20 protein-coding genes are annotated in these 26126 nt (G+C 66.0%); 13 read left to right on the top strand and 7 right to left on the bottom strand.

All coding sequences use genetic code 11. The features are described from left to right. Positions 1–165: 165 nt before the first annotated feature. Complete coding sequence (locus tag QX041_RS14180) at positions 166–1143, top strand: L,D-transpeptidase (protein WP_316165716.1); 978 nt, start codon at positions 166–168, stop codon at positions 1141–1143. Positions 1144–1688: 545 nt separating this feature from the next. On the opposite strand, the gene QX041_RS14175 is transcribed toward QX041_RS14180, so the two are convergent. Together QX041_RS14175 and QX041_RS14170 are read right to left on the bottom strand one after the other, a co-directional pair. Beyond that, positions 1689–1889 carry a hypothetical protein gene (locus tag QX041_RS14175; RefSeq protein ID WP_315828373.1) on the bottom strand — a complete coding sequence of 67 codons (201 nt, stop codon included), beginning with the start codon at positions 1887–1889 and terminating at the stop codon, positions 1689–1691. A gap of 60 nt (positions 1890–1949) precedes the next feature. Beyond that, entirely contained in the window at positions 1950–2756 is an 807-nt protein-coding gene (locus QX041_RS14170) for an N-acyl homoserine lactonase family protein (protein WP_315828372.1), read from the bottom strand. A 351-nt stretch (positions 2757–3107) separates the two neighbouring features. Here QX041_RS14170 and QX041_RS14165 point away from each other — a divergent pair, with 351 nt between their 5' ends. The 4 genes from QX041_RS14165 to QX041_RS14150 all read left to right on the top strand — a co-directional run bounded on the left by QX041_RS14165 (position 3108) and on the right by QX041_RS14150 (position 9704). Beyond that, entirely contained in the window at positions 3108–4661 is a 1554-nt protein-coding gene (locus tag QX041_RS14165; protein ID WP_316165822.1) for a caspase family protein, read from the top strand. A 130-nt stretch (positions 4662–4791) separates the two neighbouring features. Further along, entirely contained in the window at positions 4792–5469 is a 678-nt protein-coding gene (locus QX041_RS14160) for an OmpA family protein (protein WP_316165715.1), read from the top strand. Between the two features lie 159 nt (positions 5470–5628). Beyond that, positions 5629–6555 (top strand): efflux RND transporter periplasmic adaptor subunit, encoded by a 927-nt coding sequence (locus QX041_RS14155; RefSeq protein WP_316165714.1) that lies wholly within the window; start codon positions 5629–5631, stop codon positions 6553–6555. Continuing rightward, positions 6555–9704 carry an efflux RND transporter permease subunit gene (locus QX041_RS14150; RefSeq protein WP_315828370.1) on the top strand — a complete coding sequence of 1050 codons (3150 nt, stop codon included), beginning with the start codon at positions 6555–6557 and terminating at the stop codon, positions 9702–9704. Before QX041_RS14155 ends, QX041_RS14150 begins: the two co-directional genes overlap by 1 nt. Before the next feature lie 24 nt (positions 9705–9728). On the opposite strand, the gene QX041_RS14145 is transcribed toward QX041_RS14150, so the two are convergent. Then, complete coding sequence (locus QX041_RS14145; protein WP_316165712.1) at positions 9729–11363, bottom strand: glycosyltransferase family 39 protein; 1635 nt, start codon at positions 11361–11363, stop codon at positions 9729–9731. 266 nt (positions 11364–11629) lie between these two features. After that, positions 11630–12304, bottom strand: a complete 675-nt coding sequence (locus QX041_RS14140) for a Crp/Fnr family transcriptional regulator (RefSeq protein ID WP_315717001.1) — start codon at positions 12302–12304, stop codon at positions 11630–11632. 212 nt (positions 12305–12516) lie between these two features. On the opposite strand from QX041_RS14140, the gene QX041_RS14135 reads away from it, so the two are divergent. Beyond that, positions 12517–14598 carry an AsmA family protein gene (locus QX041_RS14135; protein ID WP_316165710.1) on the top strand — a complete coding sequence of 694 codons (2082 nt, stop codon included), beginning with the start codon at positions 12517–12519 and terminating at the stop codon, positions 14596–14598. A gap of 259 nt (positions 14599–14857) precedes the next feature. Beyond that, positions 14858–17311 carry an adenylate/guanylate cyclase domain-containing protein gene (locus QX041_RS14130; RefSeq protein ID WP_316165708.1) on the top strand — a complete coding sequence of 818 codons (2454 nt, stop codon included), beginning with the start codon at positions 14858–14860 and terminating at the stop codon, positions 17309–17311. A 135-nt stretch (positions 17312–17446) separates the two neighbouring features. Here the strand turns inward: QX041_RS14130 and QX041_RS14125 are convergent, their stop codons facing one another. Beyond that, complete coding sequence (locus QX041_RS14125; RefSeq protein WP_316165707.1) at positions 17447–18004, bottom strand: MarR family transcriptional regulator; 558 nt, start codon at positions 18002–18004, stop codon at positions 17447–17449. Positions 18005–18169: 165 nt separating this feature from the next. Between QX041_RS14125 and QX041_RS14120 the strand changes: the two genes are divergently transcribed. From QX041_RS14120 to fahA, 5 genes are all read left to right on the top strand, one after another. Continuing rightward, a complete protein-coding gene (locus QX041_RS14120) occupies positions 18170–19804 on the top strand; it encodes an FAD-dependent oxidoreductase (RefSeq protein ID WP_316165705.1) in 1635 nt (544 codons plus the stop codon). 13 nt (positions 19805–19817) lie between these two features. Then, entirely contained in the window at positions 19818–20045 is a 228-nt protein-coding gene (locus tag QX041_RS14115) for a DUF2783 domain-containing protein (RefSeq protein WP_315750764.1), read from the top strand. A gap of 27 nt (positions 20046–20072) precedes the next feature. After that, the gene (locus QX041_RS14110) at positions 20073–21029 is read left to right on the top strand and encodes an MBL fold metallo-hydrolase (protein WP_315750766.1); all 957 of its coding nucleotides are present in this window, start codon (positions 20073–20075) and stop codon (positions 21027–21029) included. After that, positions 21029–22375, top strand: coding sequence for a homogentisate 1,2-dioxygenase (hmgA, locus tag QX041_RS14105; RefSeq protein WP_316165704.1), 1347 nt, complete (start codon positions 21029–21031; stop codon positions 22373–22375). The genes QX041_RS14110 and hmgA overlap by 1 nt, the downstream gene beginning before the upstream one ends. Before the next feature lie 198 nt (positions 22376–22573). After that, complete coding sequence (gene fahA, locus QX041_RS14100; RefSeq protein ID WP_316165703.1) at positions 22574–23848, top strand: fumarylacetoacetase; 1275 nt, start codon at positions 22574–22576, stop codon at positions 23846–23848. 82 nt (positions 23849–23930) lie between these two features. Here the strand turns inward: fahA and QX041_RS14095 are convergent, their stop codons facing one another. Continuing rightward, the gene (locus QX041_RS14095) at positions 23931–24242 is read right to left on the bottom strand and encodes a DUF1272 domain-containing protein (RefSeq protein ID WP_316165702.1); all 312 of its coding nucleotides are present in this window, start codon (positions 24240–24242) and stop codon (positions 23931–23933) included. Between the two features lie 91 nt (positions 24243–24333). Beyond that, positions 24334–24813, bottom strand: a complete 480-nt coding sequence (locus tag QX041_RS14090; RefSeq protein WP_316165701.1) for an Lrp/AsnC family transcriptional regulator — start codon at positions 24811–24813, stop codon at positions 24334–24336. Positions 24814–24935: 122 nt separating this feature from the next. Between QX041_RS14090 and hppD the strand changes: the two genes are divergently transcribed. After that, positions 24936–26054: a 4-hydroxyphenylpyruvate dioxygenase gene (gene hppD, locus QX041_RS14085; protein ID WP_316165699.1), complete on the top strand. Its 1119-nt coding sequence runs from the start codon at positions 24936–24938 to the stop codon at positions 26052–26054. The last annotated feature ends 72 nt before the right edge of the window (positions 26055–26126 follow it).

The following is a 26126-nucleotide window of genomic DNA, read 5'->3' as shown; positions in this document are numbered from 1 at the left end:
GGCTGTCGCCGGGATAGCAGACGCACCGCCGCCGGGCCAGCCGACCCGCGTCCATGGTAGTCGCGCCAGGATGCCGCGACGTTCAGCCGATGGTGCCGAACTTCTCGGCCGGGTCGCCGTTGACGTTGCCGAATGTCAGCCGTCTTTCACTTGGGACCCACGACCATGCTTCGGCTCTGGATACCGCTTCTGCTCTGCGTCGTCGGCGTCACGCCTGCGGTCTCCGCCGAGCTCACCGCCGACGCCGTCAACAGCGCCGAGCTGCGCAAGCGGCCGCCGGCCGAGGAGAAGATGGATCCGGTGGCGATCCGCGCCCAGGTGCTGCTCGATCGCGCGCATGTCTCGCCCGGCGAGATCGACGGCCGCTTCGGCGACAATGCGCGCAAGGCGCTCGCCGCGTTCGCGCGGGCCAAGGCGCTTGCCGGTGATGCGAAGCTGACGCCCGAGCTGTGGGAGGCGCTGCTGCGCGGCGACCAGGCGCCGGCGATCGTCTCCTACACGATCACCCGCGACGATGTGAAAGGGCCGTTCCTGAAGAAGCTGCCGCAGCACATGGAGGACATGAAGGACCTCCCGGCGCTCGGCTACACCTCGCCGCGCGAGGCGCTGGCCGAGAAATTCCACATGAGCGAGGCGCTGCTGTCGGCGCTCAATCCGAAGGCCAGCTTCGACAAGGAGGGCGAGCAGATCGCCGTCGCCAATGTGATCAGGCCGGACGAGAAGGCGCCAGACATCATGCGGCTCGACATCAGCAAGGACGCCGGCACGGTGCAGGCGTTCGACCGCGACGGCAAGCTGGTGGCGGTGTTTCCCGCCACGGTCGGCAGCGACGAAAAGCCGACGCCCGACGGCAGCTTCGAGGTCACCTCGCGGGATGCCGATCCCAACTACCGCTACAATCCGGACTACGAGTTCAAGGGCGTCAAGTCGCGCAAGCCGTTCACCATCAAGCCCGGCCCGAACAACCCCGTCGGCGCCTATTGGATCGGCCTGTCGGTCGGCAACGGCTACGGCATCCACGGCACGGCCGAGCCGTCCAAGGTCGGCAAGTCGGAGTCGCATGGCTGCGTGCGGCTGACCAATTGGGACGTGCGATTCCTCGGCGACCACCTGGCGAAGAAGGCGAAGGTGGAGCTGCATTGAATGTTCACAATCATTCCGGGGCGGTTGGATTGCTTCGTCGCTTCGCTCCTCGCAATGACGGAGCACGTCAATCTGCATCTGCGCGTAGTGGCCGATTTATTCAGTCATCTCAACTTGATCTGGGTCGTCCAGATGTTCGGTAAAAAAGAAATCGCTTGTGCCGTCGGGCAAATCAGGTGGAGACTTCCGCCCGTCCCGCCTCGTTGAAGAGGGGCGCTTTCGCGAACGTCACGACGCGTTGAGGTGGGATGCGATGGCCGCGGCGGGGCGCAGCGTGAGAGCACGCCGACGTACGCCATGCTGCGGACGGTGAAGTCGCAGGGTCCTGGCCTCCCGACGCTGAGGTCCGCGCGGCGCGCGTGATGCGCGCGTCGTCGCCACGGTGACAAACAAGCCGGTCACCGAGGAGACTGCGTATAAATCGTAAAGCCATCGCGCAGGGAGGGCCGGGTCATTCCGGCTGTACCTGTGGTTCTGCCGCCTGCATTTTTTCGCAGGCGGACCGCAGGCCTCAGCCGAGGCCTGGCTCTCCCTGCGCCCTCTGTTCAGAAGAGGGTGTCTCGATGAGTAAAGCTCGGACGCGAAACGCGCCGCGAGACCGAAGTGTCATGTTCGCGCGGCGCTTCGTCGATCACCCGCGCAGGCGGGTGGTCCAGTACGCCGCGGCCGTGGTGATTGAGCCTGTCCGTCTCGGAGTCCTGGATCGCCCGTTCGAGCCGGGCGATGACGGCGAAGAAAATCAGCACCGCCTCGGGATGGCGGAAACGATGCTCATTCCTGTCACGTCACTTGGTCCTGCCGCGCCGCTATCTCGCAAACGACCGAGACGGCGCCACATGCAGTGCGTAGGCATCGGCCGCCTCGCTCACGCGCGGATAGAGTTCGGTCACCAGCGGATCGTGGCCCGGAATGAATCGATCCGGATGCCCGGCGAGGCGCTCGATGATCTCCCAGCCCTGGATCATGTCGCCGATGTTGAGCACGATCGGAAACGGGCTGCGGCGCTGCAGGTTGGCGTAGTAATGCGCGGCGTCGGAGGCGAGCACGACCGGGCCGCGCGCGGTGTCGACGCGCACCACCTGCAGCCCGTCGGAATGGCCGCCGACCCGGTGCACGGTGACGCCCGGCGCGACCTCACCGTCGCCGTTGTGGAAGGTGACGCGCTCGCCATAGACGTGGCGCACCATCGTGGTGACGTGCTCGACCGTGAACGGGTAGCGCAGCATGCCGTTGCACATGCAGCGTCCGGTCGCATACGCCATCTCGCGCTCCTGCAGGTGAAAGCGCGCGTTCGGGAAGCGGTCGAGATTGCCGGCGTGATCGTAGTGCAGATGGGTCACGATGATGTCGCGGATGTCGGCCGCCGCGACGCCGAAGGAAGCGAGCGCATCGATCGGATCGCGCGTCAGGGTGCGATGGCGGATCTCGGCCTCCGCGGCGTTGAAGCCGGTGTCGACCAGGATGTCGCGCCCGTCACGGCGGATCAGCCACACGAAATAGTCGAGGTCCTGCGCCGTGCTGTCGTGCGGATCGGGCTGCAGGAAGTTCATGTGCGACGTGCGCGGCGACATCGTCGCGTAGCGCAGCGCGTAGATCTCGGCGGCGTTCCCCATGATGGCCTTCTCGTTGGTTGGGCGCGGCAACCATCGAGCCATCGGCACGGATCGAGGTCAATCGCATCGAGGTCAATCGCGGTGCTCGTCGAACCGGACGCTGCGCTGCCGCGACACAGCGTGAGGCATCTCACATTTCAAGCCATTGGGATCGTTGCATGGTCCGCTCGTGTCATGGCCCGCAGCTCGCAAGAGGCTCCTGCGGGCGGTCGCCGCCTCAGACGATTCGTCAACCTCTGCAAGCGGTTGACGTGCCGTCACGGCGATTTGATAATGCCTGACGCGTGGGATATGGTCGCCGCGGCGCAAGCTGGACGGCGCCTGATTGCTGACCGCTGGACCGCCATCGTGATGACTTTCCGCCTGCTGTTGCCGCTCGGCCTGATGTTCTCCGTCGCGTTTTCGGCCGTGGTTTCCGGGCCCGCGCACGCGGCCGGCGACCGCTTCGCCCTGGTGATCGGCAATGCGAAATATCCGGATGCCGAGGCGCCGCTCAAGGAACCGGTCAACGATGCCCGCGATCTCACCGACGAGTTGAAGCGTGACGGTTTCAGCGTCGAGACGCTGGAAAATGCCGGCGGCGACGCGATGCGCCGCGGCCTCGATCGGCTCTATGGCAAGATCAAGCCGGGCTCGGTGGCGCTGCTGTTCTTCTCCGGCTACGGCATCCAGTCGAGCCGACAGAGCTACATGATCCCGGTCGATGCGCAGATCTGGCAGGAGGCCGACGTGCGGCGCGACGGCATCGGCCTCGAGCAGGTGCTGCAGGAGATCAACAGCCGCGGCGCCGGCGTGAAGATCGCGCTGCTCGATGCCTCCCGGCGCAATCCCTATGAGCGCAGGTTCCGCACCGCCTCGGCCGGCCTCGCGCCGGTCATCGCACCGAGCGGTACTTTGGTGATGTACTCGGCGGCGCTGTCCGCTGTCGTGACGGATGGCGGGCGCGATCGCAGCCTGTTCGTGCAGGAGCTCCTGAAGGAGATCCGCGTTCCCGATCTCACCGCCGAGGAGACGCTGAACCGCACCCGCGTCGGCGTCACCCGCGCCTCGCGCAGCGAGCAGGTGCCGTGGATCTCGTCGTCGTTGGCGGAGGACTTCTCCTTCGTGCCGGGCAATGGCGGCGTCAGGCCGCCGCCGGCCGAGAGCAATGCCGCGCCGGCGCCTGCACCTGCACCTGTACCTGCGCCAACCCCGACGCAGGTCGTGGTGGCGCCGCCGGTGCCGTCGCCGCTGCCGCCGGCTCCGTCCGCGCCGCAGCCGACGCCGGTGCAGAAGGTGGACACCCCGTCGCCCGCGCCGGTTGCTCCGGCGCCGCCGGCGCCCGCGCCATCTCCTGTGATCGCGAACGTGGCGCCCGCCGCGCCTGCTGCGCCCGCGGCCCCAGCAGCGCCCGCGCAGGATCCGTTCGCCGAGGATCCGACGATCAAGAGCCTGAGCGCCAAGATCGCGGCCAATCCGGAGGATGCCGGCGCGCTGTACCGGCGCGGCCAGGTGTATGCGAGCAAGGGCGCCTACGCGCAGGCGATCCGCGATTTCGACGACACCATCCGGATCAATCCGAAGGACGTCGAGGCGCTCAACAACCGCTGCTGGGCGCGCACCGTCGTCGGCGAGCTGCAACCTGCGCTGCGCGACTGCAACGAGGCGCTGCGGCTGCGGCCGAATTTCGTGGACGCGCTCGACAGCCGCGGGCTGGTCAACCTCAAGAGCGGCGCGGTCAAGAACGCCATCGCCGATTTCGATGCGGCGCTGAAGATCAACCCGCGGCTGACGTCGTCATTGTACGGCCGCGGTCTCGCCAAACAGCGTAACGGCGCCGCGCAGGAGGGCGCGCTCGACATCGCCAACGCCAAGGCGATGGACCCCAACATCGTCCGCGAGTTCGAAGCCTACGGCGTGCGCTGATTTGTTGCGCGCGTCGGCCGGCCGGCTCGAACCATGCGGCAGGCCGGACCGACATAACAGCGAACAGCCGGGTGTCGCGCCGGGCGCGGCGGAGACCGGGACGATCAGTTCGCGTGAGGAGGGATTGGCAATGACCGCACCGAAAACGAATTCGACGATGACCGCCGGCCTGACGGCTCTCCTGGCCGCGACGGTCCTGAGCGCGGCCGCGTCGCTGAGCGCGATGCCGGCCTTCGCCGCCGATGATGTCAGCGAGGATCAGATCGTCCGCGCCCTGGCCGGGCCGAAGAGGCCGCTGACCCGGGGACTGTCGATGTCGCCGCCGTCGGAGGCCACACCCGCGGTCGCGCCGGAGCAGGACAAGTTCCTGCAGAGCATTCGCGGCCGCTCGACGCGGTCGCTGTCCACTGCCGAGCGCGAGGAGATCGCGGCGGTCGCCAGGACCAAGCCGAACATCGACCTCGAGATCACCTTCGACTACAACTCCGCCAACATCAGCCAGAAGTCGCTGCCGTCGGTGCAGGCGCTCGGCCGGGCGCTGACCAACGCCGAGCTGAAAGGGTCGACCTTCGTCGTCGCCGGTCATACCGATGCCGCCGGTGGCGAGGCCTACAATCAGGATCTCTCCGAGCGCCGCGCCGATTCGATCAAGCGCTATCTGGTCGAGAAGTTCGGCATCGCCGGCGCCGACCTGGTGACGGTGGGCTATGGCAAGAGCAAGCTGAAGGATCCGAGCCAGCCGCTCGCCGAGGTGAATCGCCGCGTTCAGGTCGTCAACATGCAGAGCAAGACGGCGGCGGCCAAGTAGCGCCGCGTCCATCAAGCGCCGTCGGAGGTCGCGTGGCCGGAGATCGAGGTGCCGGATGCGTCCCGCAGGATTGCGGGGCGCATCGCCTTGTCGGAGCGCCCCGTGCCAAATTCGCAGCATCCATAACCCGCATCTCGCGCCGACCGGATCCCCCTGCCGATGAAGCTGCCAAAATCCCTCAAGTCCGCGGCCAGTGCGGTCGTCTTCGTGGCCCTGTTCGCCGGCTATTACTGGTATGAGCATCGTCCCCATCACACCGCCGAGGAGCCGCCGATGCAGGCCCAGGTGCTGGTGACCAAGGCGGTGAAGGCCTGCTTCTCAGATCTGGTGCGCGTCACCGGCTTCGTCGTGGCCCGACGCGAGGCGGTGGTCGGCGCCGATCAGGAAGGCTCGCGGGTCATCGACGTTCTGGTCAAGGAGGGCGACACCGTTACCGAGAACCAGGAGCTGGCGCGCCTGACGCCGCCACCGCCGCAGCCGGGAGCGCCGGCGGCGGCCGCGAACCGGCCGGTGTCGCTGCGTGCGCCGGCCGCAGGACTCGTCACCGAGGTCCGCACGATCGCCGGTGCGCCGGCCTCGCCGCAGGCCGGTCCGATGTTCCGCATCGCCGTGAACAACGAGCTGGAGCTCGACGCCGAAGTTCCGAGCGTTCATCTCCTGAAGCTCGGCACGGGCGCGCCGGTGCGCATCACTCGCGACAACCTACCTGACATTGTCGGCCGCCTGCGCGTAGTGGCGCCGCAGGTCGACCGGACCACCCAGCTGGGCCATGTGCGCATCGCGCTGACCAGCAATCCGTCGCTCAAGCCCGGCATGTTCGCGCGCGCCAATATCGATGCCCGGCGGAGCTGCGGCGTCGCCGTGCCCAATACGGCGATCGATCATCTCACCATCCAGGTCGTGAAGGGCAACACGATCGAGACCCGCCGGGTGCGGGTCGGCCTGGTGTCGGATACGGCGAGCGAGATCCTCGACGGGCTGACAGAGGGAGAAATCGTGGTGGCCGACGCCGGCAGCTCGCTGCACGATGGCGACCAGATCAAGACCATGTTTGCCGAAGACATCGATCGCACGCGGGTACGCTGATGGCACTGAACATTTCGGCATGGTCGATCCGGAACCCGCTGCCGTCGATCCTCTTCTCCATCATCCTGCTGATCCTGGGCTGGATGAGCTTCACCAAGCTCGCGGTCACCCGGCTGCCGAACGCCGACATTCCGGTGATCTCGGTCGCGGTGGCGCAGTTCGGCGCGGCGCCGTCGGAGCTTGAATCCCAGGTCACCAAGATCATCGAGGACGGCGTCTCCGGCGTCGAGGGCGCGCGCCACATCCAGTCGCTGATCACCGACGGCCTGTCGGTGACGACGATTACGTTCGCGCTCGAGACCAACACCGATCGCGCCATCAACGACGTCAAGGACGCCGTCACCCGGGTTCGTTCCGACCTGCCGCAGAACGTCACCGAGCCGCTGATCTCGCGCGTCGACAAGATCGGCCTGCCGATCGTCACCTATGCGGCGATCTCACCGGGCAAGACCCCGGAGCAGCTGTCGTTCTTCGTCGACGACGTCGTCAAGCGCGAGCTGCAGGGCGTGCGCGGCGTCAGCCAGGTCGAGCGCATCGGCGGCGTCGAGCGCGAGATTCTGGTCTCGCTCGATCCCGACCGGCTGCAGGCCATGGGTCTCACCGCCGTCAATGTCAGCCAGAGTCTGCGCGGCACCAATGTGGACGTCGCCGGCGGCCGCGCCGAGATCGGCAAGAACGACCAGGCGATCCGCACGCTTGCCGGCGCCAAGACGCTGAACGAGCTGTCCAACACGATGATTCCCTTGTTCGGCGGCGGCGAGGTCCGGCTCGCCGATCTCGGGACGGTCACCGACACGATCGCCGATCGGCGCACCTTTGCGCGCTTCAACGGCGAGCCGGTGGTCGCGCTCGGCATCAAGCGCGCCAAGGGCGCCAGCGATGTGGTCGTCGCCGCCGCGGTGCAGAAGCGCATCGACCAGGTCAGAGCCGCCCATCCCGATGTCGAGCTGAAGCTGATCGATACGTCGGTCGATTTCACCAAGGGCAATTACGAAGCGGCGATCTCGACCCTGTTCGAGGGCGCGATCCTGGCCGTCATCATCGTGCTCTTGTTCCTGCGCGACTTCAGGGCCACGGTGATCGCGGCGATCTCGCTGCCGCTGTCGATCTTTCCGGCCTTCTGGGCGATGGATATTCTCGGCTTCTCGCTGAACATGGTGTCGTTCCTGGCGATCACGTTGTCGACCGGCATTCTCGTCGACGACGCCATCGTCGAGATCGAGAACATCGTGCGCCACATGCGGATGGGGAAGTCGCCCTATCGCGCGGCGCTCGATGCCGCCGACGAGATCGGGCTCGCGGTCATCGCGATCAGCCTCACCATCATCGCGATCTTTGCGCCGGCGAGCTTCATGTCCGGCATCGCCGGACAGTTCTTCAAGCAGTTCGGCATCACCGTCTCGGTGCAGGTGTTCTTCTCGCTGCTGGCGGCGCGCTTCGTCACGCCGATGCTGGCGGCCTACTTCCTCAAGGATCACAAGCACGACGATCCGCCGCCGGGGTTCATCCTGCGTGCCTATCAGCGCATCGTGACGTGGTCGGTAAAGCACTACTTTGTCACGGTGCTGCTCGGCATCGGGATCTTCGCTGCCTCGATCTGGAGCACGACGCTGCTGTCGCAAGGGTTCTTGCCGGCGCAGGACGCGGCGCGATCGCTGCTCGCGATCGAGCTGCCGCCAGGCGCGCAGCTCGCCTACACCGAGAAGGTCACCGAGGACATCGTCGCGCGCCTGCGCAAGCGGCCCGAAGTCCGCAGCGTGTTCGTCGACGGCGGCCGGCTTCAGGGCGCGATGGAGGTTCGTCGCGCCGGAATGATCGTCAACTACACGCCGAAGACCGAGCGCAAGATCACCCAGAAAGAGCTCGAGCTCGAGATCACCAAGGATCTCGAAACCATTCCGGACATCCGTTTCTGGTTCACCGACGAAAATGGTCTGCGCCCGATCAAGCTGGTGCTGACGGGCTCGGATCCCAAGCTGGTCGACAACGTTGCGAGCGAGCTCGCCTCGCAGATGAGGCGGATTCCGATCATCTCCAACGTGGTGTCGGACACTTCGCTCGACCGGCCGGAGTTGCGGGTGCAGCCGCGCGCGGATCTGGCGGCACGTCTGGGCGTGTCGACCGAAAGCCTGTCGCAGACGATCCGCGTCGCCACGATCGGAGATGTTGGACCTGCGCTGGCGAAGTATGACGCCGGCGGCCGGCTGGTCCCGATCCGGGTGCAACTCGAGGACGCGGCGCGCAGCGACGTGAAGATCCTCGAACAGTTGCGGGTGCCGCTCGGCCAGTACGGCGAAAAGGGCGGCGTGCCGCTGGCCGTCGTCGCCGACATCAAGCTCGACCAGGGCCCGACCAGCATCAGCCGCTACGATCGCGGGCGGCAGGCCACCGTCGCCGCCGACCTCGTCGGACTTGCGGCGCTCGGCGACGCAACCAAGCAGATCGACGAGCTGCCGGTCAGAAAGAGCATGCCGGCCAGCGTCAAGCTGATCCCGTCCGATGATGCCGAGAGCCTGAACGAGCTGGCGTCGGGCTTCATCACGGCGATCACGGCGGGCTTGATGATCGTCTACGCCGTGCTGGTGCTGCTGTTCGGCACGTTCCTGCAGCCGATCACGATCCTGTTCTCGCTGCCGCTGTCGATCGGCGGCGCGATCGCCGCGCTGATGCTGACGGGCAAGCAGCTCACCATACCGGTCTATATCGGCATGATGATGCTGATGGGCATCGTCACCAAGAACGCGATCATGCTGGTGGAATTCGCGGTCGAGGCGATCCATGCCGGCGTCAGGCGTGACGAGGCGATCATCGATGCCGGCATGAAGCGGGCCCGTCCGATCGTGATGACCACGATCGCGATGGTCGCCGGCATGATGCCGAGCGCGCTCGCGGTCGGTGCCGGCGGCGAATTCCGCTCGCCGATGGCGCTGGCGGTGATCGGCGGGCTGGTGTTCTCGACCGTGCTGTCGCTGTTGTTTGTGCCGGCGATGTTCCTGGTGATGGACGATGTCGGCGCATTGTTCGCCCGCCTTGGCCGCAAGCTGATCGTCTCTTCCGGCGATGCCGCCGACGAGGCGCAGTCCGGCCATGGGCCGGAGGCGGCGCATCAGTCAAAGCCGCCGTCGGCGATGTCGCCGGCTGCGGAATGAGATGACGTGCCGGAACGAGCTGTTTCAGTTCGCGGTCGAGGGCATGCGGCGGCGCGCGCTGAGATCCTGGCCCCCGCTCGGGGCGCCGTCGACTGGCGCGGCGGTCTCAGGCGGCACGATCAGGGCAACGAAGCCCTGGCTGGCGCCCTCCAGGCCGAACAGCTTGGTCCGGAGCGTGAAATCGGCCCGCACCGAACGTCGCGCCAGCGCCGCCGCGGCTTGCATGCCGGAGATGCAGGAGATGTCGGTGTCGTAGCACAGCGCCGCCCAGCCCTGCGCAGTCAGCGCTTCGGACGGAGGTTGCAGCTCATGCGGGTGCACCAGCGCCATTTCATAGTGCGGGTGGTCGGGACTGTAGAACGCTGCGGCAAAGGCGAGGCCGTCATCGCCGCCGACGGCGGGAAGGACGCCGTTCGATGCCGTCTGCCACAGGCGGTCCAGCTCGGTCACGGCCGGCTCATAGAAGTTGCGACCCTCGTTCAACGGAACGTAGTTCCGGTACACTGCATGGAAGGGCGCTACGACCGTGGCCGCGAATGCGGCGATTGCGATCGTCGCAGCGGCGAGATTGATCGTGATGTCGCGGGGGGCGTGATAGCTCGCGCCATACACGATCACGATGACGAACAGGAAGACGCCCTGCAGGCCCCACAGCGGCGGCATGTCGGTGCCGAACACGATCGAGACCAGTGCGGGGAACACCACGGTCCCGATGCTGATCATCGCCAGCAGCCGGAGTCCGGAGTCGAGGCTGAGCGCATCGTTCAGCACGCGGGTGGGGCGAGGCCGCGTCATGGCGAGCCATATGAGGCCGGGGATACCGGCGATGCCGGCCATCGCCAACAGGAAGCCGCTGCCCTCGACCAGGGCGGCCACGGCGGTCTTGCCGACGTGATGCTCGATTGCATGCGAGAACGGCTGGGCGCCGGTCGTGGCCAGCCAATAGATATGAGGCGCCAGCGCGACCAGGCTGGACAGCGCCGCGATCCACGGCGCGGGCGAGGTGAAATAGGCCCGACGCTCGCCGTGGCACAACGCTGCGACCGCAAAGCTCGCGATCAGGAAGACCGAGTAGTACTTGCCGAGCATCGCGAGCGCCCCGGTCAGGCCGACCGCGATGGCCCAGCCGACGTGACGCGTCTCGAACGAGCGCAGGAAACACCAGGTCGCCAGCGGCCAGCTCGACAGCAGCACGGCGTTGGCGTTGAAGCGCTGCGCATGCAGTTGATAGACCGGCAGCAGCATGAGCAACAGCAGCACGACCAGCCGCTTGTCACCGCGCGCGAAACGCCGGGTGATGAGGTCGACGGCGAAGAGGCCGACGGCTGCGTTGGTCAGCGCCAGCAGGTTGAACGACCAGTTGGTCAGCGGAAACACGGTGGTCCAGGCCCACGCCGCCCAGCCCATCAGCGGCGGATGCTTGGTCGAACCCCAGTCGAAGCTGCGTCCAAGCGACCAGGTCTCGATCACGTCCTGGTGGAGATCGCCCCCGAGATAGGCGATCGAGAAATACACCATCCAGACCGCGACGAACCCGACGATCAAGGCCGGAACGGCCCAGCCGTCCTCCACGGCGTCGATCCAGACCGCGAGAGCTCTGCGCCAACGGCCAACAGAACCACTGGCCTCGATGGCGATTGCCGGCAACGCAAGACTCATGACGTCACTTCCAACCACGCTTGCCTGGCGCGCAAAGCTCCACCCCGCGCGCCGCCGCGCGCGAGCAAATGGAACTCTCCGCTGCCGGATTGAACCCTGTTAGAATTGTTAAAAAGAGTTCATGTCGCAAATTGTGAGGCGTGGTGGCCCAATTGCGATCATGTTTGGCCGATGCTGATACGAAACGATGCATGGCGGGCGGTTCCCGCCATGGACCGGACCCGCAATCGACAAATTTGCGGTGAGCACGCTGCGCGCTCGGCCAATTAGTCGTTGCGTGCGATCGTGTTCAGCTTGGTCAGGTCATGCAGAAGGATGCGGCCGCGTTGCAGATCCAGGATCTTGTCCTTGCGCCAGGCCTGCAACTGGCGGTTCACGCTTTCACGCGCCGCGCCGACGAAGACGCCAAGCTGTTCCTGCGAGATATGAACCTCGGAGCCGAAATCCTCCGCCAAGGCGCACAGCCGGCGTGCCAGCCGGACCGGCAGCGGCTGCAGCACCGATTCCTCCATTCGCTCGCTCTGCCAGCGGATGCGCTGGCACAGCAGCTGAATGATCCTGATCGCCACCTTGGGCTCGCGTTCCAGGAAGCTGAGGAAATCCTCGCGGCGAAGCACGAACAGCTCGGTCGCTTCACCGGCGGTGGCGTCGGCCGTGCGCTCCTGCCCGTCGAGCACGGCGACCTCGCCGAACAGATCGCCGGGCCCCATGAAGTTGAGCGTCAGCCGGCTGCCGTCGGTGGCACCGGTCTCGATGCGAATCTGGCCGCGCCGCACCCCAAACAGGGCATTGCCGGGGTCGCCCTTCTGGAACAGCACCTCGCCCGACGACAGATGCTGGGTGTGGCAGAGGCTCGAGATTCGCTGCAGCTCGTCCGCGCCGAGGTCGGCGAACATCGGGTTCATCTTCAGAATGACCGCAAATTCGGCCTGCTTGCTCATCACTATACCTTCGGCAACGGTTCAAAGCCTCAGTTACAGAAACCCCCCGGGCGGAAGTGTGTCATAAGTCACATAATGACGCACGGGCTTCCGACTATTTTGGTCGCGCTGGGAGCGGTCTTCGTTCCGAGAAAATTTCGGATTGAACCGGGTCGGCATTGCCGCACGCTAACCCGTGGAGACCGCTCGCGCCTCGCGCTTGGGACATCGACATGAAGGCATTGAAGATCGCAGGCGGTTTGATTGGCGCCGTCATCGTCGTGCTGGCTCTGGCGCTGGCTTTTGGACTTCCGGCGAGCTTCCTCACGGTGGCCATCCAGGACCGCGTCGAGCGTGACACCGGCTATCGCCTGAGCATCGCCGGCTCGGCGAGCGTCAGCCTGTGGCCGTCGCTGCATGCGACCCTGACGGACATCACCCTGCAGGATCCGAAGGAGCGTGACGGCAACAATCGGCTGACGATCGGCAAGCTGCAGGCCGACGTGGCGCTGTCGAGCCTGTGGTCCGGCCGGCCCGACATCGGCGAGATCATCATCGACAAGCCCACACTTTATCTGCCGTTGCTGCGCGAACGGCTGCGGGACAATGCGCCGCGCAGCCGTGCCTCGGCGAAGCCGGAAGCGGCGCTTGCGGCCCGGATCGAACGGGTCACCGTCAGGGACGGCGCCGTCGTCCTCTCCAACCCGCGCGACCGCGTCGAGAATCGGCTCGAGGGCATCGGCGCGACGGCGTCTCTGTCCGATGGCAAGGTCAAGATCACGGGTACGGCCCGGGCCGGCGACCGTCCGGTGACCTTCGACCTCACAGCGGCCGCGCCCGCGCTGCCTATTGAGCGCCAGACGCTGCCGGTCGATTTCAAGATCGACATGGCTTCTGCATTCCGCGGGAGTCTTGCCGGCCGCGCCGACGTTCGGCTGAATGGCCCGGTGGTGATGATCAACGGCCTCAGCGGCACGCTTGGCGACGGCGATTTCAACGGCTGGGCCTCGGTCGATCTGGCGAGCAAGCCGCTGGTGAAGGTCGATCTCGACGTTCGCCGGCTCGACTTGGGAGCGCCTGCCGCGCAGGGCTCTGCCGGCGCGTCGGGATGGAGCACGGCGGCAATCGACTTGCGGGGTCTGAACTACGTCGACGCGCGCGTGAAGCTGTCGGCGACGGATGTCGTTCTCTCCGGGACTCGCCTCGGGCCGCTCGATCTCGAAGCCTCGCTGGCCGGCGGCCTGCTGAAGGCGACCGTCGCCAATCTCGGCGCCTATGAGGGGCAGGCCAGTGGCGAGGTCGTGATCGACGCCTCCACGGGCAATCCGGCCTATGCGATGCACTGTGATCTCGTCGGCATCCGGGCGCTGCCGCTGCTCTCGAGCGTCGCCGGATTCGACAAGCTCGATGCGCGGATGCAGGGCAAGCTGGCCTTGCGCTCCAGCGGCGCCAGCCAGCAGGCTCTCATGAGCAACCTGAGCGGCTCGGCGTTCCTGCTGTTCCAGGACGGCGCGATCCGCGGCATCAACGTTGCGCAGATGATCCGCTCACTGACGTCCAATCCGCTGTCGGGATGGCAGGATTCGAAGGAACTGACGACCGATCTCACGCAGCTCTCGGCCTCGTTTCAGGTCGAGCGCGGGCAGGCCGCCACCAGTGACCTCAACCTGGTCGGACCGCTGGTCAAAGTCACCGGTACGGGGACGATCGATCTGGGCAATCGGGCGCTGGCGATGCGGGTCGAGCCGAAGCTCGTGATGACGACCGAGGGGCAGGGCCGCACCTCGGAGCCGATAGGTCTCGGGATTCCCGTCGTCATCGACGGCCCCTGGAGTCAGCCGCGCTTCTACCCCGACATGGCCGGCATCCTCGACAATCCGGATGCTGCCTACGCCAGGCTCAAGCAGATGGGCCAGGGCCTGTTCGGCAAGGACGGGGTCGGGCTGAACAATTTGATCAACGGCATCGGCGGCCTCATCGGAAATTCTGCGCCCACCGGTGCTGCTGGTCCGAACGGCGCGCCGTCAACGGCAGCCCCGAATGCACAGGCCCCGGCGGCTGGCCAATCCGACCTGCTCGGCGGCGATCTCGGATCGGCGATCGGCAATCTGATTCAGCAAGGACTGCAGGCCGCGCAGCCGCCAGCCAAGAGCCGCGGCCGTACGCTGGTTGCGCCTCAGGACGGCGCTGTTTCTCGGCCTCCGGGCGACGACGGCCGGGGCGCGGCGGAGGCAGCTCCCGCCGAGCCCTTGCAGGAGGGTGTGCAGGACAGCCAGCCGATGAACGACGTTCTGAAGCGCATCTTCAATAGGTAATATATAGCCGCGATCGACCGAGCCTGCGGAGAATCTCCTCGAGCGGTGCATGCGATTCAGGGCCAGCCGAGCAATAACGAGTTGGCGCGGGGCGCCGGCATGGTCGCCGCTGTGCATGCCATTCTGTGCTAAACGGGTGCCGGCGACGGGCCGTCTCGCACCCGAGCGGTCCTGCCTCCAAAGTGTTGCTGCCGCGAGGACGGCAGCGGACGCGCTTGTCCGAGGCTGACCTCGGTGATGACGCGCGTGAGGGGTCCGGATGAACGAGGTCGAGAACAGAGGCTGGTCGTTGCGGCAGGGCCTGTTCGCCAAATACGTCGTGTCGCTGGTCGGGCTCGTCGTGTTCGTCCTGGCCGTGAATGGCGCGACCGAAACCTGGATCAGTTATCAGTCCACCAAGGCGAGCCTGACCGCCGCCATGGCCGAAAAGGCCGACGCCAGCGCCCGGCGGATCGATCAGGCGCTCTCGGATCTGCAGCGACAGATCAGCTGGGTGACGCGGGCGAGCGCCAATACGCTGGAGCTCCGCCGCGCCGACTATGTACAACTGCTGAGTCAGGCGCCGGCTGTGCGGCAGCTGTATCAGCTCGACGGCCAGGGCCGGGAACAGCTCCGCGTGTCGCGCACCTCGATCTCGTTTGCCTCGGGCAACGACTTGTCACGCGATCTGCGCTTCACCGACACCGTCACACACGGAAGCAATTTCTCCGCCGTGACCTTCAAGGGCGCGCAGCCGATGATGTCGATCTCGGTCGCGCATTCCGGCTTCAATGCCGGGGTGACTGTGGCCGACATCGACCTCGACTTTCTCGAAGACTTCATGACCGAGGCGCAGATCGGCAAGGTCGGCACCGCCTACGTGGTCGATCCGCGGGGCCAGGTGTTGGCGAGCTCGGCGAGGGGACCGGCGGTCGGTCAGGACCTCTCCAAGCTGCCGCAGGTCGCGGCGGTGCTCACGCCGGATGGCGAGCCGCTGGCCTCCGGCACCGACGGCGAGGGGCACGCGGTGCTCTCGGCGGCCGCGACGCTGCCCAAGCTCGGCTGGGCCGTGTTCTTCGAGCAGTCCACGGCTCACGCGCTGGCGCCGATCCGCGATCAGCTGTTGCGCGGTGCGCTGTTGATCGCGCTCGGCCTTGCGGTTGCGATCCTCGCGGGCTCGGTGCTGGCGCGACGCATGCTCGTCCCGATCACCGCGTTGCGCGCCGGCGCGCGCAAGCTCGGCGCCGGCGATTTCGCCCAGCGCATCGAGGTGAAAACGCATGACGAGCTCGAGGAGCTCGCCGATCAGTTCAACAGCATGGCCGGCCAGCTCGCGCAGTCCTATGCCGTGCTGGAAGCCAAGGTCGAGGAACGCACGCGCGACCTGGCCCAGTCGATCAATGAGCTGAAGGTGCTCGAGGAGGTCGGCCGCGCGGTGGCCTCCTCGCTCGATCTCAATGCGGTGCTGCCGACGGTGGCGGCCCGGGCACTGGAGATCACCAAGACCGACGCCGTGCTGATCTATTCCTATGAGGCCGCCGAACGCCGCTTCAGGCTGGTGGAGGCCAAGGGCGTCGACCGGGACGGCCCGCACAATGTGCTGGACGAGCGGACGAGCCTGCTCTCCGACTCCGTGCGCAGCGGCGAGCCGATCGCGATCGCCGAGCTGGAAAACGCGCCCGATCACCCGCTGCGCGACGTCGCGGTTGCCGCCGGCTTTCACGCCGTGCTGTTCACGCCGCTGGTCGATCAGCAGGGCGTGCTCGGCGCGCTCGTGGTGCTCCGCCGGTCGGCCGGTACGTTCCCGCCGAACCTGATCGGACTGATGCGAACGTTCGCCAACCAGGCCGTGCTGGCGATGCGCAACGCACGACTGTTCACCGAGGTCGATCAGAAGGGCCGCGAGCTCGCGCTGACCCACGCGACGGTGCAGCAGCAGGCCGAAAAGCTCACCGAGCAGACCGAGCAGCTGCGCGAATGGAACAAGTCGCTCGAGGAGCGCGTCGAGAAGCAACTGGCGGAGATCGAGCGGATCAGGCGGCTGGAGCGCTTCCTGGCGCCGCAGGTGGCGCAGATCATCGCGTCGTCGGACGGCCATGATGCGCTGCTGGAAAGCCACCGCCGCGAGGTCACGGTGGTGTTCTGCGATCTGCGCGGCTTCACAGCGTTTACCGAGACGACCGAGCCCGAAGAGGCGATGAACGTGCTGCGCGAATATCACGCCGCGCTGGGCAAGCTCATCTTCAAATATGAGGGCACGCTCGATCGCTATGCCGGCGACGGCGTGATGATCCTGTTCAATGCGCCGATCCCGTTCGAGGATCACACCATGCGCGCGGTGAAGATGGCGCTCGAAATGCGCGACGAGATCGGCCAATTGACGGAGCGCTGGAAAAATCGCGGCCACAGCCTGGGGTTCGGCGTCGGCATCGCACTGGGATATGCGACGCTCGGCCAGGTCGGCTTCGAGCACCGGCTCGAATACGCCGCGATCGGCAGCGTCACCAATCTCGCCTCGCGGCTGTGCGACGAGGCCAAGGCAGGCCAAGTGATCGTGTCGCGCCGGGTGTTCGGCGTCGTCGAACAGTCGGTCGATGCCAGGCCGATCGACGACCTGCATCTCAAGGGCTTCAATCACCCGGTGCTGGCGATGGAGATTTTGCGCTGGCGGGGGGAGGGCGCGGACGTGGTCGAAGTCGAGGAGCCGCGGCGATCGTCGGCGACTAACAAGTAGGGCGGGCAAGGGCGCGCGGCGCCTTGCTCGTCGTCGACGGCAGTCTCGCGCGCGCTCGTGCCCATCGCTGTCGTTTGACGAAGGATGGTGGGCACGGGTCGCCTTCGGCGCTTTACCCACCCGACGAAGCTCGGCTCAATAGGCCTGCTTCGCGTCGGCCTCCTCGCTGGTCTGGATCAGATCGAGGCTCGCCTCGATCTTGCCGATCAGGCGGTCGAACGTCTTGCGCTCGTCGGCGGACAGGCATGCCATGATCTCGCGCTCGCGCTGCTGCAAACGCGGGATCAGCTCCTCGTACAGCGTCTTGCCCTTACGTGTCAGGCGCAGACGGAACTCGCGGCGATCCTCGGCGTTCTCGACGCGCTCGATCAGCCGCCGCTCCAGCAACGACGTCACGGCTCGGCTGATGGTCGATTTGTGCGTGCGGGTGCACGCTGCGACATATTGCGCGCTGCAGGCCTCGCGGCGGAAGCCGAGCGTCGCCAGCACGCGCCATTCCGGAATGTCGAGCCCGTAGCGCTCCCGATACTCGACGGCGAGCGCCGCGCTGACCTCGGCGGCCAGACGGTTGAGCCGGAATGGTGCGAACTTGAACAGGTCGAGCCGCTCGTCGTCCTGCGGCACTGCCGCATTTCGGTCATCCTCGACCGGCTTCGCCTGCCGCTTGGACGCCGCGGTAGAGGGCTTCGCCAAGATCGCGCTCCGATTTTTGAGTTGACGCGGCCGAAGCCGTCGGCTTTAGAATAGTTGCAGGTGAGACTATCTGGCAAGACGGCCAGATGCCTCGCCCGAGGAAATGTCGGTCGCTTCGAAAGTCGTCGCTTCGAAAGTCCAAGAAAACCACAAGGCGAGCAAGCCATGGTGCAGGCCAATCCGGGGCAGGGCGCGAGCCAGGCGAAGGTTCAGTTCGGCTATCATCGGCACGAAGACCAGGATCAGGCCACGCCGGCCGCGCATCCGGTCGTCGTCGTGGGGGCGGGTCCCGTCGGGCTGTCGTTTGCCATCGATCTTGCGCAGCGCGGCCATGCGGTCGTGGTGCTCGATGATGCCGACCGGATCGGCGAGGGCTCGCGCGCGATCTGCTTCTCCAAGCGCTCGCTGGAATATTGGGATCGCCTCGGCGTTGGCGACCGGATGGTCGACAAGGGCGTGGTGTGGAACGTCGGCCGCATCTTTCACGGTCCGTCCGAGCTCTATCAGTTCAACCTGCTGCCGGAGCCCGGGCACAAGCGGCCGGCCTTCATCAACCTGCAGCAGTTCTATGCCGAGGCCTATCTGGTCGATCGCGTCAACGCGCTGCCGGAGATCTCGCTGCGCTGGCGCAACAAGGTCACCGCGCTCGAACAGCGCAACGATCATGTCGTGCTGACGATCGAGACGCCGGACGGCCCCTATCGGCTGTCGGCGCAATATGTGATCGCCTGCGACGGCGCGCGCTCGTCGCTGCGCCAGATGGTCGGCGCGGGTTTTTCCGGCAAGGTGTTCGAGGATCAGTTCCTGATCGCCGACGTCAGGATGACGGCCGAATTCCCCACCGAGCGCTGGTTCTGGTTCGATCCGCCGTTCCATGCCGGGCGCTCGGCGCTGTTGCACCGGCAGCCGGACAATGTCTGGCGCATCGACCTGCAGCTCAGCCGCTATGCCGATCCCAACGTCGAGAAGCAGCCGGAGAATGTGCGGCCCCGGATCGCACGCATGCTCGGCCATGATCAGTTCGAATTCGAATGGATCTCGCTCTACAAATTCCAGTGCCGGCGCATGGAGCGCTTCATTCATGGTCGCGTCGTCTTCGCTGGCGATTCCGCCCATCAGGTCTCGCCGTTCGGCGCACGCGGTGCCAATTCGGGGCTGGAGGATGCCGAGAATCTGGCCTGGAAGCTCGATCGCGTGCTGCGCGGAACCTCGCCCGCGACGCTGCTCGAAACCTACCATCTGGAGCGAAGCGCGGCCGCCGACGAAAACATTCGCGAATCCACGCGGGCGACGGATTTCATGGCGCCGAATTCGCACCAGGAAGCGCGGCTGCGCAAGGTGGTGCTCGCGCTCGCCAGGGACACCGAATTCGGCAAGCGCATGGTCAATGGCGGCCGGCTGTCGGTTCCCTCGGTCTACCAGACGCCGTTGTCGACCGAAGACGACGAGGCCTGGCACGGTGGCCCTCGTCCGGGAACATCGATGCCGGATGCGCCGCTCGAGACGGCAGACGGACGGCACCTTCACCTTACCGATGCATTCAATGCTCAGGGCCGGCGTTTCACCCTGCTGTCTTTTGCCAATGGTGAGGCGATCGATGTGCCCGACGATGTCGGTGTCGTCAGCATCGGCGGTCCGAATGGACTTGCCGATGGCGAGGGTTTCGCGGGCAGGCGTTACGGGGCCGAACCCGGCACCTCCTATCTGCTGCGTCCCGATGGCTATGTCGCGGCGCGCTTCCGGCACCCGCGCCGCGCCGCGATCGCGGCGGCGGTCGCCCGCGCCTCCGGCCTGAACTGAGGAAGCCGCAACGATGACGCTCTCGACCGCCTCCAATTTCGCCAAGCCCGACGATGCCTTCCGCGCCATTGTCGAAGCGCATCGGGGCCTCTCGGACCTCGAAAGCGCCGATCTCGATGCGGCATTGGTCCTGATCCTCGCCAATCACATCGGTGACATCGGTGTGCTGGGCGAGGCGATCGCGCTGGCGAAACGCAGCATGGCGGATGCCGGCCAACAGCAACAACAGCAGCAGCAATAGGCTGCTGCGCACACAAGGAATGAAGTGATGGCGAAGGGTTTCGCATCGACCACGGATCTCGCCGAGAAGAAGGTCACCTTCTCGGAGATCGGCCCGGATCTCTATGCTTTCACGGCGGAGGGCGATCCGAACTCTGCGGTGATCGTCGGCGACGACGGCTGCATCGTGTTCGACGCGCAGGCGACGCCGGCGATGGCCAACAAGGTGATCGAGCGGGTCAAGACCGTCACCGACAAGCCGATCAAATATGTCGTGCTGTCGCACTACCACGCCGTGCGCGTGCTCGGCGCCTCGGCCTATCATGCGCAGGGCATCGTCGCCTCGCAGGAGACGCACCGGCTGATCGTCGAGCGCGGCCAGCAGGATTGGGACTCCGAATACGGCCGTTTCCCGCGCCTGTTCCAGGACGCCGAGAGCATTCCCGGCCTGACCTGGCCGACCCTGACCTTCGAGGGCGAGATGACGATCCATCTCGGCAAGCGCGAGGTGCAACTGATCCAACTCGGCGCGGGCCACACCTCCGGTGACATCGTCGCCTGGGTGCCGGACGCCGAGGTGATGTTCTCCGGCGATCTCATCGAATATCACTCGGCCTGTTATTGCGGCGATGCCTATTTGCGCGAATGGCCGTCGACCTTGAACGAGATCCGCGACTTCAATCCCAAGGCGATCGCGCCAGGCCGCGGCGATGCGCTGAAGGGCGAGGCCACCGTGCGCGAGGCGATCGCGATGACGCGCGACTTCGTTACGTCGCTGTATGGCGCGGCCGAGATGTCGGTCGCCAAGGGGCGCAGCCTGAAGGAGTCGATGGCGGCGACGCGCGAGGTGATGGATCCGAAATTCTCGAGCTTCGCCATCTACGAGCACTGCCTGCCGTTCAACGTGTCGCGCGCCTATGACGAGGCCAGCGGCATCGACGATCCCGTGATCTGGACCGCCGAGCGCGACCGCGAGATGTGGGCCCGCTTGCAAGGAGAAGGATGATGAACGTCAACACATCGCCTGACCAGCTCAACCGCGCCACCGGGCAGGTGACGCCGGGCTACATGTCCGGCTTCGGCAATTCGTTCGAGACCGAGGCGCTGCCCGGCGCACTGCCGATCGGGCGCAACTCGCCGCAGCGCTGCGCCTACGGGCTCTATGCCGAGCAGCTCTCGGGTTCGCCGTTCACCGCGCCGCGCGGGTCCAACGAGCGCTCCTGGCTGTATCGCATCCGTCCGTCGGTGAAGCATTCCGGCCGCTTCGCCAAGGTCGATGCCGGGCTGTGGCGCACCGCGCCCTGCCACGAGCAGGAGGTCACGGTGCAGCAACTGCGCTGGGATCCGACACCGTTGCCGTCGGGCGATGTGACGTTCCTGCAGGGCGTGCAGACCATGACGACGGCCGGCGACGCCGCGACGCAGGCCGGCATGGCGGCGCATGTCTACGTCATCACCAAATCGATGGTCGACCAGCACTTCTACAATGCCGACGGCGAGCTGATGTTCGTCCTGCAGCAGGGGCGTTTGCTGTTCGTCACCGAGTTCGGCCGCATCGACGCCGAGCCTGGCGAGATCGTCGTGATCCCGCGCGGCGTCAAGTTCCGGGTCGAGATCCCGGCGGGGCCGGCGCGCGGCTATCTCTGCGAGAATTATGGCGGCGCCTTCACGCTGCCGGAGCGCGGACCGATCGGCGCCAACTGCCTCGCCAATGCCCGCGACTTCCTGACGCCGGTCGCCTCCTACGAGGACAAGGACACCCCGACCGAGCTCTACGTCAAGTGGGGCGGCGCGCTGTTCAAGACCGAGCTCGAACATTCTCCGATCGACGTCGTCGCCTGGCACGGCAACTACGCGCCCTACAAATACGACCTGCGCACCTTCTCCCCGGTCGGCGCCATCGGCTTCGACCATCCCGATCCGTCGATCTTCACCGTGCTGACCTCGCCGTCGGAGACGGCCGGCACCGCCAACATCGACTTCGTGATCTTCCCCGAGCGCTGGATGGTGGCCGACAACACCTTCCGTCCGCCGTGGTATCACATGAACATCATGTCGGAGTTCATGGGGCTGATCTACGGCGTCTACGACGCCAAGCCGCAGGGCTTCGTGCCGGGTGGCATGAGCCTGCACAACTGCATGCTGCCGCACGGGCCGGATCGCGAGGCGTTCGATCACGCCAGCAATGGCGAGTTGAAGCCGGTCAAGCTCACAGGCACCATGGCCTTCATGTTCGAGACGCGCTTCCCGCAGCGGATCACCAAGCACGCAGCGGAGTCCGGCACCATGCAGAGCGACTACGCCGATTGCTGGAACGGGCTGGAGAAGCGGTTCGATCCGAACCGGCCGTAGCCACGACCTCCGCCGTCATTCCGGGGCGCCGCGCAGCGGCGAGCCCGGAATCCATAACCACGATCGGCCGTGGGGATGCAAAGCTCGGCCACAACCACTGTGCCCCACACATCTGCCCGTTGCTATGGATTCCGGGCTCGCGCTGCGCGCGCCCCGGAATGACGAGCGGAGACATGGTCCGAACTCAGGAAGACAACTGTGCCCCACCCCAACGATCCCTCGCTCCGCTCCTTCATCCCGGTCGATCCGTCTTCTGACTTCCCGATCCAGAACCTGCCCTACGGCGTGTTCTCCGCCGCCGACTCGCCGAAGCCGCGCGTCGGCGTGGCGATCGGCGACGTCGTCCTCGACCTCGCGGTGCTCGAGGACGAAGGCCTGCTCGATCTGGCGCCGGCCTATGAGGTGTTCGCGCAATCCTCGCTGAATGCCTTCATGGCGCTCGGCCCCGCCGTGTGGTCGAAGACGCGGGCTGCGATCAGCGCCCTCTTGCGCCAGGACAATCCGCGGCTGCGCGACGACAAGCCGTTGCGTAGCCGGGCGCTGCTGCCGCGCTCCGACGTTACGCTGCATCTGCCGTTCCATGTCGCCGGCTACACGGATTTCTATTCGTCGAAGGAGCACGCCACCAATGTCGGCGTCATGTTCCGCGGCAAGGACAATGCGCTGCAGCCGAACTGGCTGCACATGCCGATCGGCTATAACGGCCGCGCGTCGACCGTGGTCGTGTCGGGCACCCGAGTGCGTCGGCCGCGCGGACAGCTGAAGCCGCCGGGCGCCGACGTGCCGAGCTTCGGTCCATGCAAGCGGCTCGATTTCGAGCTGGAGATGGGCGTCGTCATCGGCCAGTCCTCGCCGCTCGGCGAGATGCTGACCGAGGCGCAGGCGGAGGCGATGATCTTCGGCTTCGTGCTGCTCAACGACTGGAGCGCGCGCGACATCCAGCAATGGGAATATGTGCCCCTCGGCCCGTTCCAGGCCAAGGCGTTTGCGACGTCGATCAGCCCGTGGGTGGTGACGCGGGAGGCGCTGGAGCCGTTCCGCGTGTCGGGGCCAACGCAGGATCCAACGCCGCTGCCCTACCTGCAGCAGAAGGAGGCGCAGAACTACGATCTCTCCCTCGACGTGGCCTTGCGCGCCTCCGGCAGTAACGCCGCGCAGACCATCGCGCAGACCAATTTCAAGTACATGTACTGGTCGAGCGTGCAGCAGCTGATGCACCATGCCTCGTCCGGCTGTGCCATGAGTGTCGGCGATCTCCTGGGGAGCGGCACCATCTCCGGTCCGGAAAAGCACCAGCGCGGCAGCCTGCTGGAGATCAGTTGGAACGGCACCGAGCCGGTCGAGCTCGCCGGTGGCGTGAAGCGCTCGTTCTTGGAGGACGGTGACTCCCTCATCATGCACGGCTGGTGCCAGGGGCAGGGCTATCGCGTCGGCTTCGGCGAGGTCGAAGGCACGATCGCGGCGGCGGAGTAGGCGTCACTGCGAGCGTAGCGAAGCAATCCAGAGTCGTGTGCGCAGCCCTGGATTGCTTCGCTGCGCTCGCAATGACGAAGATCTAGCGGTCCTCTGGCATAACGTCCTTCACACCAGCCACGAATGCCGCAACGTCCTCCGCCGCATATTTCAGATGCACGCGCGTGTCGGACGGCCGTTGCTTCGTCACGCAAGCTCCCGACCGCCACTCGCGGCTGGGCCGGATCGGCCTGGGCGCAAAGCCGCCGCCGCAGTTCGGGCAGACATTGAACAGCTTGGTCTCGACGCAGTCGGCGCAGAACGTGCATTCGTAGGAGCAGATGCACGCCTCTGTTGCCGAGGGCGGCAGGTCCTTGTCGCAATATTCGCAATTGGGCCGAAGCTGCAGGGCCATGGTCGTCTCGCAGATCAGGGGACACGGTCACTGTCGCAAAAGCGCTGGCGATGTTGAAGGACGCATTTCCCTCGATTTGCGCCGCAGACGCTCAGTCGGTCGATAGCGAAGCCAGCGGCAGCTTCGCGCTCTCCTTGAGGCGGTCGAGCACGATCGAGGAGCGGACATGCGCCACGCTCTGGTGCGGCATCAGCACGTTGTTGACGATGTCGGACAGGCTCTTGAGATCGCGCAGCACGACCTTGAGCAAATAGTCGGAATCGCCGGTCAGCGCGTAGGCCTCCTGGATGTCGTCGACGCGGTTGACCAGCGCGCGAAACTTCTGCGCATTGTCGGGCGAATGCGTCGCCAGGGTGATCTGGATGAAGGCAATCAGCTCGAAGCCGAGCGCCTGGCTGGCGAGCTGCGCGCGATACCCCGCGATCACGCCGTCCTGCTCCAGCCGCATCCGGCGCCGCGAGCACTGCGAGGCCGACAGGCCGGCGATGTCCGCCAGCTCCTGGTTTGTGAGCCGGCCGTCGTCCTGCAGCGCGGCCAGGATACGGAGATCGAAGCTGTCGACCGAATTCATGCGCCATTTCCTCTGATCGTGCATGGATCGTGCATAACCAGGCGAAAATGACAATGGTTTGCATGCCCTGTGCGCGGAATTCGGGAGATGATCGGCACATCAAGCCGAAGGAGCTTCCACCGATGGGTCCATTTCCGCACGATGCGCCTCCTGCCACCATCTCCGCCGACAACCCGATGGGCACGGACGGCTTCGAGTTCGTCGAATATGCGCACCCCGAAGCAAGCGAGCTGCACGCGCTGTTCAAGCTGATGGGCTTCGCCGCGGTCGCGCGCCACAAGACCAAGGCGATCACGCTGTACCGCCAGGGTGCCATCAACTACCTCGTCAACGAGGAGCCGGGCAGCCACGGCCACGACTTCGTCGCCGCGCACGGGCCGTGTGCACCGTCGATGGCGTTCCGCGTGGTCGACGCCAACAAGGCTTACGACCGCGCGATCGCGCTCGGCGCCGAGCCGGCCGACCTGCCCGCATCGCAGAAGACGCTGGACGTTCCTGTCATCAAGGGCATCGGCGGCAGCCTGCTGTATCTGGTCGATCGCTACGGCGCCAAGGGCTCGGCCTATGATCTCGACTTCGAGTGGACCGGCGCGCGCGACCCGCGCCCCGCAGGCTCCGGCCTGTACTACATCGATCATCTGACCCACAATGTGCACCGCGGCCGCATGGACGTCTGGGCCGGCTTCTACGAAAAACTGTTCAACTTCCGCCAGATCCGCTTCTTCGACATCGAGGGCCGCGCCTCCGGCCTGTTCTCGCGTGCGCTGACCAGCCCCGACGGCAAGATCCGGATTCCGATCAACGAGGATGCCGGAGATTCCGGGCAGATCGAGGAGTATCTCAAGATCTATCGCGGTGAAGGCATCCAGCACATTGCTTGCGGCGCCCGCGACATCTACGCCACCGTCGAGGGCCTGCGCGCATCAGGCCTGCCGTTCATGCCGTCGCCGCCCGACACCTATTTCGAGCGCATCGAGTCTCGCCTGCCCAAGCATGGCGAGGACCTCGCTCGCCTGCAGAGAAACGGCATCCTGATCGATGGCGAGGGAGTCGTCGCTGGCGGTCACACCAAGGTGTTGCTGCAGATCTTCTCGGCCAATGCGATCGGGCCGATCTTCTTCGAGTTCATCCAACGCAAGGGCGACGACGGTTTTGGCGAAGGCAACTTCAAGGCGCTGTTCGAGTCGATCGAGGAAGACCAGATCCGCCGCGGCGTGCTGAAGGTGGAGGCGGCGGAGTAGGCGAAGGAAGTAGGCCGTCATTGCGGGAAGCGGAGCGACGAAGCAATCCAGACTTCCGTCTGTCCCTGGAAT

Origin of the sequence: Bradyrhizobium sp. SZCCHNRI2009, from assembly GCF_032485115.1 — a bacterium.
Classification (GTDB): Bacteria; Pseudomonadota; Alphaproteobacteria; order Rhizobiales; family Xanthobacteraceae; genus Bradyrhizobium.
The sequence above is the reverse complement of the archived record's forward strand: the minus strand, read 5'-3'. Positions and strand labels throughout refer to the sequence as shown.

Bases quoted from the DNA above. Each gene is read 5' to 3' on its own strand.
- QX041_RS14180 (WP_316165716.1), top strand. From the start codon at position 166: ATGCTTCGGCTCTGGATACCGCTTCTGCTCTGCGTCGTCGGCGTCACG.
- QX041_RS14170 (WP_315828372.1), bottom strand. From the start codon at position 2,756: ATGGGGAACGCCGCCGAGATCTACGCGCTGCGCTACGCGACGATGTCG.
- QX041_RS14165 (WP_316165822.1), top strand. From the start codon at position 3,108: ATGACTTTCCGCCTGCTGTTGCCGCTCGGCCTGATGTTCTCCGTCGCG.
- QX041_RS14160 (WP_316165715.1), top strand. From the start codon at position 4,792: ATGACCGCACCGAAAACGAATTCGACGATGACCGCCGGCCTGACGGCT.
- QX041_RS14155 (WP_316165714.1), top strand. From the start codon at position 5,629: ATGAAGCTGCCAAAATCCCTCAAGTCCGCGGCCAGTGCGGTCGTCTTC.
- QX041_RS14150 (WP_315828370.1), top strand. From the start codon at position 6,555: ATGGCACTGAACATTTCGGCATGGTCGATCCGGAACCCGCTGCCGTCG.
- QX041_RS14145 (WP_316165712.1), bottom strand. From the start codon at position 11,363: ATGAGTCTTGCGTTGCCGGCAATCGCCATCGAGGCCAGTGGTTCTGTT.
- QX041_RS14140 (WP_315717001.1), bottom strand. From the start codon at position 12,304: ATGAGCAAGCAGGCCGAATTTGCGGTCATTCTGAAGATGAACCCGATG.
- QX041_RS14135 (WP_316165710.1), top strand. From the start codon at position 12,517: ATGAAGGCATTGAAGATCGCAGGCGGTTTGATTGGCGCCGTCATCGTC.
- QX041_RS14130 (WP_316165708.1), top strand. From the start codon at position 14,858: ATGAACGAGGTCGAGAACAGAGGCTGGTCGTTGCGGCAGGGCCTGTTC.
- QX041_RS14120 (WP_316165705.1), top strand. From the start codon at position 18,170: ATGGTGCAGGCCAATCCGGGGCAGGGCGCGAGCCAGGCGAAGGTTCAG.
- QX041_RS14115 (WP_315750764.1), top strand. From the start codon at position 19,818: ATGACGCTCTCGACCGCCTCCAATTTCGCCAAGCCCGACGATGCCTTC.
- QX041_RS14110 (WP_315750766.1), top strand. From the start codon at position 20,073: ATGGCGAAGGGTTTCGCATCGACCACGGATCTCGCCGAGAAGAAGGTC.
- hmgA (WP_316165704.1), top strand. From the start codon at position 21,029: ATGAACGTCAACACATCGCCTGACCAGCTCAACCGCGCCACCGGGCAG.
- QX041_RS14095 (WP_316165702.1), bottom strand. From the start codon at position 24,242: ATGGCCCTGCAGCTTCGGCCCAATTGCGAATATTGCGACAAGGACCTG.
- QX041_RS14090 (WP_316165701.1), bottom strand. From the start codon at position 24,813: ATGAATTCGGTCGACAGCTTCGATCTCCGTATCCTGGCCGCGCTGCAG.
- hppD (WP_316165699.1), top strand. From the start codon at position 24,936: ATGGGTCCATTTCCGCACGATGCGCCTCCTGCCACCATCTCCGCCGAC.